Raw genomic sequence first — 15,351 nt, 5'->3', positions numbered from 1 at the left:
CAGGCGCCGTCCTCTCCGGACCACCGAAGGAGCCCGCCGGTAGACCCCGCCGGGCAGTCGCACGGAAGGACGCCCGCCCTCGTGGCAGCGCATCGCAAACCCAGGCAGCGCCTCACCACCGGCTCCGCGGCCCGCACCGCGGCGACCCTCGCCTTCGCCGGGGCCGCGACCGCCGCCGTGCTGCCGGGAGCCGCGCACGCCGACCCCGCGCCGACCGCCGCGCAGGTCAAGGCCCAGGTGGACCGGCTGTACCGGGAGGCGGAGGCCGCCGGCGAGAAGTACAACGGCGCGAAGACCGAGGCGGCTGCCGCCGCCAAGTCGGTCGACGCCCTGCGCGACGAGGCCGCCCGCAGGACCGAGCGCCTCAACGCCGCCCGCGACGTGCTCGGCTCGTACGCCGCCGCGCAGTACCGTTCCGGCGGGCTCGACCCGTCCGTGCAGCTGGCGCTCTCCTCCGACCCCGACCAGTACCTGCGCCGCGCCACCTACGCGGAGCAGGCCGGTGAGCGCCGGGCCACCGAGGTGCGCGCGGTGCGGCGCCAGGTCGCGGAGATCGCCCAGGTACGCGCCGAGGCGTCCGGGAAGCTCACCGAGCTGGCCGCCCGGCAGGCCGCCCTGAAGGAGCACCGGGCGACCGTCCGGACCAAGCTCACCGAGGCCCGCCGCCTGCTCGCCCGCCTCACCCCGGCCGAGCGCGCCGCCTACGACGCCTCCGAGGACGGGCGCGGGGCCGGTCACGCCGACCGCGGCGCCCCGCGCTCCACCGTCGCCGCGCCGAACCCGCGCGCCGCCCAGGCCGTCGCCTTCGCGTACGGCGCGCTGGGCAAGCCGTACGTCTGGGGCGCCACCGGGCCCGACTCCTTCGACTGCTCCGGCCTCACGCAGGCCGCCTGGCGCTCCGCGGGCGTCTCCCTCCCCCGGACCACGTACACCCAGATCAACGCGGGCCAGCGGGTGCCCCGGTCCCAACTGGCTCCGGGCGACCTGGTGTTCTTCTACTCGGGCGTCAGCCATGTCGGCCTGTACATCGGGAACGGGAAGATGATCCACGCCCCGCGCCCCGGAGCCCCGGTCCGCGTCGCACCGATCGACGAAATGCCTTTCGCGGGGGCGACCCGGGTGGCATAGGCTCCGGCCTCCGAGCCATGGACCCGACCGCGAAGGACACACCCGCACATGCCGATGGACACCGACGTCCAGACCCATGCCCGTACGCTCACGCTGCGCTCCCCGGACCACGTCCGCGTCGGGCCGTTCGTGATCCGCTACAACCCGAACTGGTCGCTGAAGTACGCCAACTACGCGATCCCGGACCGGGACGCGGAGCCGACCCCCGGCGAACTCGACGCGCTCGTCGCCGCCTTCCGGGAGCGGGACCGGATGCCCCGCCTGGAGTTCCTGCCCGGCTGGGCGCCCGCCGTCGAACCGGCGCTGCTCGCCGCCGGGTTCACCGTGGAGAACCGCGCCCCGATCATGGCCTGCGCCCCCGGCGACCTGGCGGCCCCGGAACCGGTCGCGGACCTGGCCGTCGTGGAGCCTTCCACGGACGCGGAGTTCGCGGCCGCCGCGCTCGTCCAGCACCTCGGCTACGGCGGGGAGGGCGAGCCCGAGGACGGCACGGTCGAGTGGCTGCGGAACGCGGCGGCCGGCGGCGGGGTCGCCGCGCTCGCGACCGTCGGCGGAGCACCGGCGGGCGCGGGCGGCTGCTCGGTACCGGTCGACGGACTCAGCGAGCTCGCCGGTCTCGCGGTCGGCGCGGACTTCCGCCGCCGGGGCATCGGCGCCGCGCTCTCCGTCCACCTGACGCGCACCGCGTTCGAGCGGGGCTGCCGGGTGGTCTGGCTGGAGCCGGGCGACGCCGACGTGGAGCGGATCTACGCGTCGATCGGCTACCGCAGGATCGGCGAGAAGCTCAACATCTCGCTGGACCCGGACCGCGCCTAGGGCCTTTCGTTTGGATCAGGCCGGGTCAGGGAGCGGGCTTCGGTGCCGTGCATCGCAAGGCGGAGGATTGAACCAGATGGGGTCTCCCCAGTTCGAGCGGAGCCGAGAACCTGGGGAAGGAGCGTTGGTGCTGGACGACAACGCCGCGAGGTGCGGTGCCGGAGCCCGCGAGCCCGGCCTGATCCAAACGAAAGGCCCTAGACCAGCCGGCGGGCCGTCGCCCAGCGGGTCAGTTCGTGGCGGTTGGAGAGCTGGAGCTTGCGCAGCACCGCCGAGACGTGGGACTCGACCGTCTTCACCGAGATGAACAGCTGCTTGGCGATCTCCTTGTACGCGTAGCCCCGGGCGATCAGCCGCAGCACCTCGCGCTCGCGCTGGGTCAGCCGGTCGAGGTCCTCGTCGACCGGGGGCGCGTCCGTGGAGGCGAAGGCGTCGAGGACGAAGCCGGCCAGCCGGGGCGAGAACACCGCGTCGCCGTCCTGGACCCGGAAGACCGAGTCGACCAGGTCGGTGCCGGTGATCGTCTTGGTGACGTAGCCCCGGGCGCCGCCACGGATGACCCCGATGACGTCCTCCGCCGCGTCCGAGACGGACAGCGCGAGGAAGCGCACCGGGTTCTCCGCGGCGCCCATCAGGGACGCGCAGCGGCGGAGCACCTCGACACCGCCGCCGCCGGGGAGGTGGACGTCGAGGAGGACGACCTCGGGGCGGGTCGCCGTGATGACGGTGACCGCCTGGTCGACGTCGGCCGCCTCGCCGACGACCTCGACGCCGGTCTCCTCGGTGCGGCCGATCTCTGCCTGTACGCCGGTGCGGAACATCCGGTGGTCGTCGACGAGCACGACTCGTACCCGGCGCTCCGGGCCCTCGTGGCCCCCGGTCGCCTCACTGGTCCCGTTCATCGCTCGTCCTCTCCATCTCAAGCTCGACCTCGGTGCCCACGCCGGGCACCGAACGCAGCCGGGCCGTACCGCCGTTGCGCTGCATCCGACCGATGATCGATTCTCGTACGCCCATTCTGTCCCCCGGTACGGAGTCCAGGTCGAACCCCGGGCCCCGGTCGCGCACGGAGACGAAGACCGTGCGGCCCTCGACCTCCGCGTAGACCTGGACGGCGCCGCCCTCGCCACCGTACTTGGCGGCGTTGACCATCGCCTCGCGTGCGGCCTGCATCTGCGCGGCCAGCTTCTCGTCCAGCGGGCAGTCGCCGACGACGACGACCTCCAGCGGGACGCCGTGCTTGTCCTCGACCTCGGCCGCGGCCCGTTTGACGGCCTCGGCCAGGGTTTCCGGCTCGTCGTCCTCGTCCTTGCCGGTGCCCTCGGGGTTGTACAGCCAGTTGCGCAGCTCGCGCTCCTGGGCGCGGGCCAGCCGCCGGACCTCGCCGGCGTCGTCGGCGTTGCGCTGGATCAGGGTGAGGGTGTGCAGCACGGAGTCGTGGACGTGGGCGGCGACCTCGGCACGCTCCTGGGCCCGGATGCGCATGAGCCGTTCCTCGGAGAGGTCCTGGGTCATGCGGACGAGGTAGGGGCCGGCGAGGAGGGCGATGCCGGTGAGCACGGCGATGGCGGCGGTGATGACGTTGCCCAGCTGGGCGGCGGAGCCGCGTACGACCATGAAGACGGCGAGGCCGAGGCCGACGAGGGCCACTCCGGCGAGGGCCCGGGCCAGCTGCAGGACGCGGCGGCGGCGGCCGACCTCCATCCAGCGGGCGCGGCGGGCGTTGTCCGCCTGGCGCCAGACGAGGACGGAGCCGGCGCCGATGAGGAGGCTGGGCCAGATGTAGCGGTCGGCCTTGCTGCCCATGTCGACGTTGCCGACGAAGACGGCGGCGCCGAAGAGCAGCGCGATGAGGGCGAAGACCTGGCCCTTGTCGGGCTTGCGGAGCCTGCGGGTGCCGTCGGGGGCGGTCTCGAAGACGGACTTCGGCCCGTCCACGCCGCCGACGCCGAGCGGGACCACGATCCAGAACACCGCGTACAGCAGGGCGCCCAGGCCGTCCGCGAAGAACAGGCCGAGGAAGACGAACCGCACCCAGGCGACCGGCAGCCCGAGGTGCCCGGCGAGCCCGCGCGCCACTCCGCCCAGCAGCCGGCCGTCCGCGCTGCGGTACAGCTTGCGCAGTGGGGACTCCTCCGGGTCGGGGGCGTGAGAGCTTGCGGCTCGGGCGGTGGCGGCTGGCATGGACCGATCGTCACATGCCTGCCCGGGCGAGGGCATCAGGGTCGGCCCCCAGTTCGACCCTGAGACCCCCGGGGCGGTGTGGGGGCGGGAGGGCGGGACGGGCCACTCGTCCCTGAGTCCAGGGTCGGCCAATATCAGGGACCGGCCAGGGTCGGGGCGGGTGCCGGAGGGGCGCGGGGCCCGTCACCATGGAGCCATGACCGTTCCTCAGGACGCGCCGCCCGGCGCCACACCGCCCTCCGCCCCTGCTCCGCGCCTGCACCGCAGCCCGCGGCACAAGGTCGTGGCCGGGGTGTGCGGCGGTCTCGGCCGGTACTGCGAAGTCGATCCGGTGATCTTCCGGATCGTGCTCGGAGTCCTCTCCGTGACCGGTGGCTTCGGGCTGATCTTCTACGGCTTCGCCTGGCTGCTGATACCGGTGGAGGGCGAGGAGGAGAACGAGGCGCGCCGGCTGCTGTCGGGGCGCGTCGAGCTGGCGTCGCTGAGCGCGGTGCTGTGCGCGCTGATCGGCTGCGGTCTGTTCCTGTCGATGCTGGGCAACGGCGGCACGCTCGCCTTCTCCGCGATGTTGTCGGTCGCGGTCCTCGGCTTCCTCATGTGGACCCAGGCCCGCAGGAAGGCCGGTCCCGAGGACCCGCTGCACCAGGCGGCCGCGCAGGCCGCGTCGGAGGCGCCGCCCGAGGTCATGGCGCCGCCGACGCTGTCGTGGCCGTCCTGGTGGCGCGACCCGATCATCAAGGACGGGTCGACGGGCAAGGTGGCGATCGGCTATCTGTGGGGGCCGCCGGACGCGACGGTCGGCGGGGAGCCGCGCGGGGCGACGCCCGACGCGCCGTTCCGCCCGCCGCCGCCCCGGTCCCGGGAGGTGCGCGGCCCGCGGTCCATAGCCGGCCCGGCGTTCCTGGTGGCCCTGCTGGCGGGCGGCCTCGGGACGGGGCTGAGCTGGGACTCGCAGCCGCTGGGGACGAGCCTGGAGATCGGGCTCGCCGCCGCGCTGGCGGTGTTCGGCCTCGCGATGCTGGTCAGCGCGTTCGTCGGGCGGACCGGTTTCGGCACGCTGCTGATGGCGGTGATCACGGCGGGGCTGCTGGCGGGCGCCGCCGCGCTGCCCAAGGACATCAGCACGCACTGGGTGCGCGAGGAGTGGCGCCCGGCGTCCGTCGCCGCGGTCCAGCCGCGCTACGCGGTCGGCTCCGGGCAGGCCGAGCTGGACCTGACCCGGGTCACCGTGCCGAAGGGCGACACCGTGCGGACCCGGGTCGAGGCCCGGGCGGGCCGGGTGCTGGTGCACGTCCCGCCGGAGGTCACCGTCCGGGTGCACGCGCGGACCCGGGTGGGCGCGCTCGTGCTGGTGGACGGGCGCCACAAGGGGGACCTGGACATCCGCACCTCGCAGGACGAGCGCCGGACGCTGACGCCGACCGGGGACGGCGCCCCGGGCGGCACGATCGTGCTCGATCTGGAAGTGGACTACGGACAGGTGGAGGTCAACCGTGCCGCGTCATGAGTTCCGGCCCGGGCGGGCTGTGACGGGTCTGGTGATGCTGGCCCTGGCCGGCGGGTACGCGGCGGACGCGGGGGGCCTGTGGGACGCGCCGCCGCAGTTCTTCGTCGCGCTGTTCGCCGGCGGTCTGTGGACCGCCGCCTGGGTCACCTGGATCAGCTACCGGATCCGTCGCCGGCGCGCCGCGAGGAGCGCGTCGAGGGAGAGCGAGGCGCCGCCGCCCAGCAGCAGCGGGAGCCACGCCATGAGATAGATCAGGTCGTTGCCGAGGTAGTACGGGGAGACCTGCCAGCTGACGGTCAGCCACAGGCTCAGCGAGATCAGGGCACCGCCGAGCGCGGCGATCCGGGTCCACAGGCCGAGGAGGGTGCCGATGCCGACGGCCAACTCGCCGAGGGCGATGGCGTACCCGAAGCCGGACGGGCTGTTGAGCGCCAGGTCGACGAGGCCGGGGATCGCGGCGGAGTCGCGGACGGCGTGCATCTGCTCGCCGATCGATCCGGGTCCGGAGGTGTGGAAGAAGGCGCTGTCGGTGAGCTTGTCGAGTCCCGCGTAGAGGAAGGTGACGCCGAGGAAGACCCGCAGCGGCAGCAGGGCGTGCTCCCGCCCCAGGTCCCGCAGGCTCCTGGCCTCGCCGAGGCCCCGCCCGTTACCGCCGCCGTACCCGTACATGCTGCTCCCGCCTTCCGCGGCCGTGCCTCGCCGTGCCGTGTCTCGCCCTGCCGTGCCGTGCCTACCGTGCCGTGACACGCCGTGCTGAGCCGTGCCGTGACACGCCGTGCTGAGCCGTGCCGTGCCGTGCCGTGCCGTGCCGTCGTGCGGCCGCCCGGCCGCTGTCACCGGACCGTACGGCCCGTCACCCGACCTTACGTACGAACCCGGCGGAAGGGACCGGCGCGGTCGGGTTCACAGGGGGAGGAGGCACCCGCGCGGTCCGGGTTCGCGGGGGGAGGGGGACTCGACGTGGCCCGCCTGCGAAGGGCGCGCCCCGTCAGTCGGTGACGTCGATCTCGACGCGGTTGGACTCCGTGCCCGCGGCCGTCACGACCTGCACCTCGACCACGCCGGGCTCGACCTCCACCGGCACCGGCACGGTGAGCAGCGTGTCGGAGGGGTTCGCGAAGCCGCCGGTGACCGGCACCAGGGGCACGTGGACGTGGACGGAGCCGATCCGTACGACAACCCGGGCCAGCCGGTCCGGGGCCCCGGCGCCGGGCGGCACGAACCCGGCGCCCCGGATCTCGACGTCGTCGCCGGTGCGGATCGGCGCGTCCAGGTCGCCCGCCTCCCGGGACCGGACGACCGAGAGCACGACGGGCCGGCCGCCCTCGCCGTACTTGCCGGTGAAGTAGACGGCCGCGGACACGGCGACGAGGAGGGCGAGGCCCCAGGGCAGGTCGGGGAGCTGCTCGGGCCTGCGGGCCAGGCGGACCGCGGCGAACACCACGGCGACCGTGGACACCAGGACGTACTGCACATCGGTGAAGCCGCCGCGCCCGGAGTCGTCGGTGAGGAGGTCCGCCGCGCGCGGCCGGTCGGCCCGCAGCTTCTGGAGCCGCCCGGACAGCACCCGTACGCTCACCACCCGGCGTACGGCCACCGCGACGGCGCACACCAGCGCCAGTACGGACACCACGCCCGCGCCGCGCGCCAGGTCGAGGCCCTCGATCAGCTCGTCGCGCCGGGCGTGCCCGGAGGCGGCGGCCAGTTCGAGGGCGAGGACGAGGACGGAGAAGACGGCGAGCAGCACCCAGGACGCGGCGACGGCGCGTGAGGTGGAGAGCCGGTTGTCCTCGCCGATCAGTGGCGCGAGGAGGCCGCCGCGCGCCCGGTGGACATGGGCGGCGGCGGTCAGCAGCGCGGCGGTGACCAGGCCGGCGAGCAGTCCGGCGGTACGGGCGTGGGTCCAGCCCGCCCCGATCGCGGTGGCCGCCTCGGCGAGGGCCAGCACGGCGAGGCCGCCCCAGACGATCAGCAGGGTGCGCTGCCACACCCGGTACAGCCAGGCGTCCCCGGCCTCGCGGCCCCGGTCGGCCACCTCGCGGGCGGACTCGGTGAGTTCGTCGGAGACCCACTGCCGGGTCGCGGAGGCGGACTGCGCCACCCCGGCGGGCAGCCCCTGGCCCGCCGCGAACTCGTCCCGCTTGGCCAGGAAGGCGGCCACCGCGCGCCGGTGTCCCTGGCGCGCCCCGTGCGGGCAGTCGCCGCAGGTGCAACCACCGCCGTGCGCGCCCTGTCGTGCCTCGTCCAACGCCACGGAGAACGCCGCCCCTTCCCGCCCCTGTTGTTGCCGTCGCCCGGCCAACTCGTCCTCGAACGCAGCGAATTGTGCCGTACGGGGTCGGCGGTTGCCGCATCGGGGCGCACCGGAGGGGCATCTTCGCCAGCGCGTTCGAAATTCGCTCAGGCGCCGAGGGCTTCGCTCAGGCGCTGAGGACGAGGTAGGCGAGGCCGAAGGTGCCCCGGTAGCCGCCGTAGTAGTCGGTGCGGCGCTCGTCGACGGCGGCGACGACCCCGTCGCGCAGGGGGTGGTCCGGGTGGGCCAGCGCCCAGCGCTCGCCCCGGCCGATGTTGGCGTGCGACTCGAAGAGGTCCCATTCGCGCTGGTCGGCGGCGGTCACCTGGAGCGGCCGCAGTCCCGCCGTCTCGGCCTGCCGGATCAGGTCGAGCAGTGAGCCGAAGTCGCCGGGTCCGGCGCCGAGCCCGGCCAGCGCCGCCGCGTCCGGCTCCCGTTCCCAGAAGCCCTCGCCGAACAGCACCCGGCCCCCGGGCCGTACGGACGCCCGCAGCGCGGCGAGCGCCTCGGTGGTCCCGCCGGGCCAGGCGTGCGAGGCCCCGATGGACACGGCCAGGTCGTAGTCCTTCTCCGGCCACTCGGCGGCCGGCACCTCGTGGAACCGTACGCGCTCCGCGAGCCCCCGCTCCCCCGCGAGCGCCCGGCCGCGCGCGACGGCCTCCGCATCGGTCTCGACGCCGTCGCCCGTGCTGCTGGGCGCCGACTCCACGAGGCGCATCAGCAGCTCGCCCCAGCCGCTGCCGAGGTCCACGATCCGCGCGCCGGGCCTGGGGGCGCAGGCGGCGACGAGCCGGGCGGCGTGCTCGTCGGAGAGCGGGGTGTTCCAGGTCAGGCGGCCGTTGTGGGCTGCGGACATCAGGGCGCGGATCTCTGCGGACGACATGGGAGCGGAGCCTGCCACGGGCGACCGGCGCCCGCCACGCGTTTTCCGGCGGCCGCGAAGCCGGGGAAACGACGCTGCCGCCGCCCGGTACGCCGGGCGGCGGCAGCGGTCACTTAAAGCGGGAACGGTCACTCCCACTCGATGGTCCCCGGCGGCTTGCTCGTCACGTCGAGCACCACGCGGTTGACGTCGGCGACCTCGTTGGTGATGCGGGTGGAGATCTTGGCGAGGGTCTCGTAGGGCAGCCGCGACCAGTCGGCGGTCATGGCGTCCTCGGAGGAGACCGGGCGCAGCACGATCGGGTGGCCGTAGGTGCGGCCGTCGCCCTGGACGCCGACGCTGCGGACGTCCGCGAGCAGGACCACCGGGCACTGCCAGATGTCGCGGTCCAGGCCGGCGGCGGTCAGTTCCTCGCGGGCGATGGCGTCGGCCTCGCGCAGCAGGTCGAGCCGGTCCTTGGTGACCTCGCCGACGATGCGGATACCGAGGCCGGGGCCGGGGAAGGGCTGGCGCTGGACGATCTCGTCGGGCAGGCCGAGCTCCTGGCCGACCATCCGGACCTCGTCCTTGAACAGCTGGCGCAGCGGCTCGACGAGCTGGAACTCGATGTCCTCGGGGAGGCCGCCCACGTTGTGGTGGGACTTGATGTTGGCGGTGCCGGTGCCGCCGCCGGACTCCACGACGTCCGGGTAGAGCGTGCCCTGGACGAGGAAGGCGACCTCGGGGCCGTCCTCCTGGAGGATCTCCAGCTGGGCCTGCTCGAAGACGCGGATGAACTCGCGGCCGATGATCTTCCGCTTCTGCTCCGGGTCGGACACGCCGGCCAGGGCGTCGAGGAAGCGCTTCTCGGCGTCGACGACCTTCAGCTTCGCGCCGGTCGCGGCGACGAAGTCCTTCTCGACCTGCTCGGTCTCGCCCTGGCGCATCAGGCCGTGGTCGACGTACACGCAGGTGAGCTGGGAGCCGATGGCCTTCTGGACGAGGGCGGCGGCCACGGCGGAGTCCACGCCGCCGGAGAGCCCGCAGATGGCGCGCTTGTCGCCGACCTGGGCGCGGATCGCGGCGACCTGCTCCTCGATCACGTTGCCCGTGGTCCAGGTGGGCTCGATGCCCGCGCCCCTGTACAGGAAGTGCTCCAGGACCAGCTGGCCGTGCGTGGAGTGCATGACCTCGGGGTGGTACTGGACGCCGTAGAGCTTCTTCTCGTCGTTCTCGAAGGCGGCGACCGGGACGACATCCGTGGACGCGGTGACGGTGAAGCCCTCGGGGGCGGCGGAGCAGGCGTCGCCGTGCGACATCCACACCGACTGCTCGTCCGGGGTGCCCTCGAAGAGGGTGGAGCCGGACTTGGAGACGGTGAGCGGGGTGCGGCCGTACTCGCGGGCGCCGTTGTCGTCGACGGTGCCGCCCAGCGTGGTCGCCATCAGCTGGAAGCCGTAGCACATGCCGAAGACGGGGACCCCGGCCTCGAACAGTGCGCGGTCCAGCGAGGGCGCGCCCTCGGCGTAGACGGACGAGGGGCCGCCGGACAGGATGATCGCCCGGGGGTTCTTGGCCAGCATCTCGGCCACCGGCATCGTGGACGGCACGATCTCGCTGTAGACCCGGGCCTCACGGACGCGGCGGGCGATGAGCTGGGCGTACTGCGCGCCGAAGTCGACTACCAGGACCACGTCGGTGGTGGTGTCGGGGGCGGCGGGGGGTGCTGCTGGCACGGGAGCGGCCTTCCGGCGGTGGAGAGGGGTCGGTCCTCCAATTCTACCGGTGGCCGGAAGTGACCTGCCCCGGTCCGGGCGGCCACCGGCGGACGTGGGCCGTCTCACGATCCGGGCCCGTGGTGGGCCCGGGGCCGGGGTGGGGCCATACTGTCCCCATGCGTCAGCACACGACCTTCGTCTTTACCTATGGCATCCGGCCCGCCGGCTGCCATGGTCGTGCTGCTTGAGCAACTGACAAGCAACGTTCCAGGCGCCCCGGGCCGACAGGCCCGGGGCGTTCTGCGTTCCGGGCCCGTCCGGCCCCCGGGGTGCCGCATCTCACCGGGAGACCGTCATGAGCAGCACCACCAGCACCGAGACCACCGGCGCCCGCACCGACGAGGCCGCGTCCCTGATCGGTGACGCCCGCACCCGCATCGACACCCTCGACGACCGGATCATCGGTCTCGTCCAGGAGCGGATGGCCGTCTCCGCGGTGATCCAGGAGGCCCGGATGACCTCGGGCGGCCGCCGGGTCAACCTGTCCCGCGAGATGGAGATCCTGGGCCGCTACCGGGACGCGCTGGGCAAGCCGGGCACCTCGCTGGCGATGACGCTGCTGGAGCTGTGCCGCGGCCGGGTCTGAGTCCGGCGCTCCCCCGCCGTATCCCAGTTCGGGCGGAGTCTCACCCGTACGGCGCGTGACCGGGCCCGGCGCGGCTTCGTTGGTCCCGGTGTCCGTGCCAGCCAGGGGCGGGCTCTCGATGGGAACCACATGTGGCTCCGCCGGGGTGCGTGGCGTACCGCGTGGTACGCCGTGGGACCGCGCACCGGCGTGCGTGACCGGTCGGCAGGGGACAGCAGCCCGGTCACTCGGAGGGACCGTCCAACCGGTCGCTCCAGGAAACGGCCGGCTCCGGGGACGCCCGGGGCCGGCCGCTTCTGTGTGTACGGACCTCAGCGCGTCGCGCGCCGCCGCGACACCGTGAACAGCACGCCACCCGCGAGCAGCGCGACGAGCGCCGCGCCGGACGCCGCGAGCGCGACGGTCCCCGTCGAGGCCAGCGCGCCGCCGGAGCCGCCGGAACCGGAACCGGACCCCGTCGTACCGCTCGTGCCGGACGAGGAGGACGAGCCGCCCGAACCCGAGCCGGATCCGGTCGTGGCGCCGGTGGAGCCGGAACCGCCGGTGGACCCGCCGCCCGTGGCCGTGGAGCCGCCGGAGCCGGAGCCGCCCGTCGTGGTGTGCCCGTCCTCGGCGTTGAGCACCACGGACGCCTTGTTGTTGCCGGGCTCGGGGTCGAAGGGCAGCGACGGGGCCTGGAGGTGGGTGTTGCGGACGACGACGTCGCCGGTCGCCCCGGCCTCCGCCGTGACGATCTTCAGCCGGAACGGCAGGGCGAAGTCCGCGTCCTCGCGTACGGACATGGGCGTGGAGCAGAAGTAGCGCCGGGCCTTCTTCTGGTCCTCCAGGTAGTCGCCGTCCTCGGTCACACCCCGGCAGATGTCCGGCTTGCCGGCGACGGAGGTGCCGTCGGGAAGGGTGAAGTCGACGGTGGCGACGGACTCGCCGGAGCGGATGTAGCCGATCCAGGCGGGCCCCTTGTTGCGGAAGCCCAGGGTGACGTCGACGATGTCGCCCTCCTTGCCCTCGGCCCGGTCGCCGTAGGCCGCGAAGTCGGCGGTGTTCGTGGTCTGGAAGTCGGCTTCCTGCTGGTTGTCGGCCGGGTCGAGGTCGGCCGAGCGGACGGCCGGAGCCTTGCGCAGGGCCAGCTGCGCGCCCTTGCCGGGGCTGAAGCGGGCGCCGGCCCGCTGCGCGGCGCGGGCGTCGGTGCCGTCCTCGTTGATCCGGTAGATGAAGCTGTCGTAGAACGCGCGCTCGGTGGCCCGCAGGACGGGCGGCTCCGCCAGCGTGTACGTGGCGCCGGGCTCGTAGCTGCCGGGGAACGTGCAGAGCGCGGTGGTCCAGGCGCCGGGGCTGCCCATGCCCAGGTCGTCCTCGCTGTACTCGCAGTTCTGGTAGCGCTCGGTGAACTCCAGGCCGCGCGTGTTGAGCAGCGTGAGCAGGACGCCCCGGGCGGCCCGTGTGCCGTTGTTCGTGAAGGTGACGGGCACCGGCTGGCTGTCGCCGGGCTTCAGCTTCGTCTTCAGCGGCAGCCGCTTCATCGACAGGTCGGGACCGCCGACGGAGACGCGCGCGGTGAACGGCCGGAAGGTGGCGCCCTCCGCCTCCGCGGTGACCGCGATGGTGCCGGAGTCTCCGTCCTTGCTGCCCTTGGCGGCGCTGACCTCGAGCTCGGCCAGGGTGCTCAGGCCGGGCCAGATCCCGTAGTCGTGGCAGACGGCGGTGGTTCCGGTCCGCTCGCAGTCCAGGCTGCCGTCCTCGCCGAAGGCCACGTCCGCGACACCGGCCAGCTTCCCGAAGTCGAAGCGCACGGTGTACTCGCCCTGGTAGGCGCCGTTCTCCTCGTCCTCGGACGGGTTGGTGAGCGTGAGGTCGAGGCTCGCCTTCTGCGGGGAGCCCGCGGCCGGGTACGGGTGCAGGGCCGTCTCGGCGGGGCCGCCGATCGTGAACTCGGGGCCGGCGGCCTGGGCGGGGCCGGCCGTGGTGAGCGTTCCGGCGGCCAGCAGACCGGCCGAGGCCAGGACGCCCATCGCACGGCGGAACGGGATCGTGCTTCTCATCTCGGGGCCTTCGGGGTCGTCGGGAACTGTGTGACCGCTGGGGCGGCGACAGGGGGTACGACCAGGGGCGCCCGGGAAAAGTTGCCCGGAATCAGATCACGGATCGAGCACGACGGGTGAAGTGATCCAGCTCACATAAGGATTTCGTCAGTACGAGGACAACCATCGGGGCGTCCGGCAGGTCATGCATGCGGAACACCGGTTGTCGGTTGTTGTGCGACGGACCGGTTACAGCCTGAGGGGCTGCACTGGGAGGGGGGTGCAGCCCCTTCTGCTGTTCCCGGGCTGTTACGCCTTCTCCTTCGGCGGCACCGCCGGTATCCCCAGGAACGGCAGCCTCAGCGCGCCGAACGCCTCCTTCGGGACCGCCGGAGCCTGCGGTTCCACCGCCGCCAGCCGCTCGTACGCCTCACCCTGCGCCGGGCGCGGGTCCGGCTCGCCCTTGTTGGGCCAGAACGACATGGCCCGCTCCGCCTGGGCGGTGATCGTCAGAGACGGGTTGACGCCGAGGTTCGCGGAGACCGCCGAGCCGTCCACGACGGAGATGCCCGGGTGCCCGAACAGCCGGTGGTACGGGTCGATGACCCCCTCCTCCGCGTCGGCACCGATGGGGCAGCCGCCGAGGAAGTGGGCGGTGAGCGGGGTGCCCATCAGCTCGCCGATGTTGGACCCGGGGAAGCCGTTGATCTCGTCCGCGAGCAGCGAGGCGCTCTGGGTCGCCTCGGCTATCTGCGTCGGGTTGGGCGCGCCGTGGCCCTGGCGGGCGGTGAGCAGGCCCTTGCCGATGCCGCTCGGCTTGCGGTACGCGGTCAGGGAGTTGTCGAGCGACTGCATGACGAGCCCGATGATGGTCCGCTCCGACCAGCGCCGGTTGGAGAGCGAGCGGGCGGCGAGCGTGGGGTGCTTGGCCAGGTTCCCGAACCAGGCGAGGACCCGGTGGGTGCTGAAGGGCACCTGGAGAATCGTCATGCCGCCCATGGCGTTGGAGCCCTTGCCGTAGCGGACGGGCTCGATGTGGGTGTTCTCGTCGGGGTGGATCGACGAGGTGATGGCGACGCCCTTGGTGAAGTCGGGCTTCGTCCCGTGCTTCTTGCGGTAGCGCCGGTCGGACGTCTGCGCGCCGACGAGGCCCTCGGAGTTGGTACGGGTCAGCTCGCCGAGCCTCGTGGAGAGCCGGGGCAGCAGTCCCTTGTCCTTCATGGTGTGCAGCAGGGTCTGGGTGCCGTACGTGCCCGCCGCGACGACCACCTTGCGGGCGCGCAGCACCGTGGGCTTCGCCTTCCTCCGGCGGCCGGTGGGCACGGTGGCGACGCGGTGGCCGCCGTCGGGGTGCTCGGTGACACCGATGACGGAGGTCATGGGGTGGATGACCGCGCCGGCCTTCTCGGCGAGGTGGAGGTAGTTCTCGTTGAGGGTGTTCTTCGCGCCGTGGCGGCAGCCCGTCATGCACTCGCCGCACTCGGTGCACGCCTTGCGGGCCGGGCCCGCACCGCCGAAGTACGGGTCCGCCACCGTCCCGCCGGGCTCGGCGCGCGCCGTGCCGTCCGCGTCCTCGCCGTCGCCGAAGAAGACGCCGACCGGGGCGAGGTGGAAGGTGTCGCCGACGCCCATGGCCTCGGCGGTCGCCTTGAGGTGGACGTCGGACGGGGTCGTCGTGGGGTTGAGCCGGACCCCGAGCATCCGCTTGGCCTGGTCGTAGTACGGCTTCAGCTCGTCCTGCCAGTCCGTGATGTGCGCCCACTGGCGGTCCTCGAAGAACGGCGCGGGCGGCACGTACAGCGTGTTGGCGTAGTTCAGCGAGCCGCCGCCCACCCCGGCGCCGGCCAGCACCATCACCTTGCCGAGCAGGTGCACGCGCTGGATGCCGAAGAGGCCGAGGGCGGGCGCCCAGAGGTAGTTCTTCAGGTCCCAGGAGTTCTTCGGCAGGGTGCCCGGGGTGAAGCGGCGGCCCGCCTCCAGGACGCCGACCCGGTACCCCTTCTCGCTCAGCCGCAGCGCCGAGACCGCACCGCCGAAGCCGGAACCGACGACGATCACGTCGTAGTCGTACGCGGCGTCGTCGTCGGCCGCCCCGGCCGGCCGGTCCTGATTCTGGGCATGGCTGTCCTGGGACATGGCACTCCTCGGTACGGAAAGGACAGAAGTGGTGCGGGGGTGC

The 15,351-nt window shown here is 73.4% G+C and carries 12 protein-coding genes; 4 read left to right on the top strand and 8 right to left on the bottom strand.

Annotation, left to right across the window (positions count from 1 at the left end):
• Window positions 1-81: 81 nt before the first annotated feature.
• Complete coding sequence (locus OG242_RS19960; RefSeq protein ID WP_405899448.1) at window positions 82-1,128, top strand: NlpC/P60 family protein; 1,047 nt, start codon at window positions 82-84, stop codon at window positions 1,126-1,128.
• Window positions 1,129-1,176: 48 nt separating this feature from the next.
• The gene (locus tag OG242_RS19955) at window positions 1,177-1,944 is read left to right on the top strand and encodes a GNAT family N-acetyltransferase (protein WP_405899447.1); all 768 of its coding nucleotides are present in this window, start codon (window positions 1,177-1,179) and stop codon (window positions 1,942-1,944) included.
• Between the two features lie 197 nt (window positions 1,945-2,141).
• On the opposite strand, the gene OG242_RS19950 is transcribed toward OG242_RS19955, so the two are convergent.
• Both OG242_RS19950 and OG242_RS19945 read right to left on the bottom strand, forming a co-directional pair.
• Entirely contained in the window at window positions 2,142-2,846 is a 705-nt protein-coding gene (locus OG242_RS19950; RefSeq protein ID WP_093707014.1) for a response regulator transcription factor, read from the bottom strand.
• Window positions 2,830-4,128 (bottom strand): PspC domain-containing protein, encoded by a 1,299-nt coding sequence (locus OG242_RS19945; protein ID WP_405899446.1) that lies wholly within the window; start codon window positions 4,126-4,128, stop codon window positions 2,830-2,832. Before OG242_RS19945 ends, OG242_RS19950 begins: the two co-directional genes overlap by 17 nt.
• Window positions 4,129-4,324: 196 nt before the next feature.
• Between OG242_RS19945 and OG242_RS19940 the strand changes: the two genes are divergently transcribed.
• On the top strand, window positions 4,325-5,635 hold the full coding sequence (locus OG242_RS19940) for a PspC domain-containing protein (RefSeq protein ID WP_405899445.1): 1,311 nt from the start codon (window positions 4,325-4,327) through the stop codon (window positions 5,633-5,635).
• A gap of 156 nt (window positions 5,636-5,791) precedes the next feature.
• Here OG242_RS19940 and OG242_RS19935 read toward each other — a convergent pair whose 3' ends face one another.
• From OG242_RS19935 to guaA, 4 genes are all read right to left on the bottom strand, one after another.
• A complete protein-coding gene (locus tag OG242_RS19935; RefSeq protein WP_405899444.1) occupies window positions 5,792-6,304 on the bottom strand; it encodes a DoxX family protein in 513 nt (170 codons plus the stop codon).
• Between the two features lie 319 nt (window positions 6,305-6,623).
• Window positions 6,624-7,889 carry a hypothetical protein gene (locus OG242_RS19930; RefSeq protein ID WP_405899443.1) on the bottom strand — a complete coding sequence of 422 codons (1,266 nt, stop codon included), beginning with the start codon at window positions 7,887-7,889 and terminating at the stop codon, window positions 6,624-6,626.
• 166 nt (window positions 7,890-8,055) lie between these two features.
• Window positions 8,056-8,811: an SAM-dependent methyltransferase gene (locus OG242_RS19925; RefSeq protein WP_405899442.1), complete on the bottom strand. Its 756-nt coding sequence runs from the start codon at window positions 8,809-8,811 to the stop codon at window positions 8,056-8,058.
• A 128-nt stretch (window positions 8,812-8,939) separates the two neighbouring features.
• Window positions 8,940-10,526, bottom strand: coding sequence for a glutamine-hydrolyzing GMP synthase (guaA, locus tag OG242_RS19920; protein WP_405899441.1), 1,587 nt, complete (start codon window positions 10,524-10,526; stop codon window positions 8,940-8,942).
• A gap of 337 nt (window positions 10,527-10,863) precedes the next feature.
• On the opposite strand from guaA, the gene OG242_RS19915 reads away from it, so the two are divergent.
• Window positions 10,864-11,154 carry a chorismate mutase gene (locus tag OG242_RS19915; protein ID WP_405899440.1) on the top strand — a complete coding sequence of 97 codons (291 nt, stop codon included), beginning with the start codon at window positions 10,864-10,866 and terminating at the stop codon, window positions 11,152-11,154.
• Window positions 11,155-11,465: 311 nt separating this feature from the next.
• Here the strand turns inward: OG242_RS19915 and OG242_RS19910 are convergent, their stop codons facing one another.
• Together OG242_RS19910 and OG242_RS19905 are read right to left on the bottom strand one after the other, a co-directional pair.
• Window positions 11,466-13,163: a peptidase gene (locus tag OG242_RS19910; RefSeq protein WP_405901665.1), complete on the bottom strand. Its 1,698-nt coding sequence runs from the start codon at window positions 13,161-13,163 to the stop codon at window positions 11,466-11,468.
• A gap of 318 nt (window positions 13,164-13,481) precedes the next feature.
• Window positions 13,482-15,308 carry a GMC oxidoreductase gene (locus OG242_RS19905; protein WP_405899439.1) on the bottom strand — a complete coding sequence of 609 codons (1,827 nt, stop codon included), beginning with the start codon at window positions 15,306-15,308 and terminating at the stop codon, window positions 13,482-13,484.
• Window positions 15,309-15,351: the final 43 nt, after the last annotated feature.

Origin of the sequence: Streptomyces sp. NBC_00727 (assembly GCF_045161745.1) — a bacterium.
In the GTDB taxonomy this organism is placed as follows: domain Bacteria; phylum Actinomycetota; class Actinomycetes; order Streptomycetales; family Streptomycetaceae; genus Streptomyces.
The sequence above is the reverse complement of the archived record's forward strand: the minus strand, read 5'-3'. Positions and strand labels throughout refer to the sequence as shown.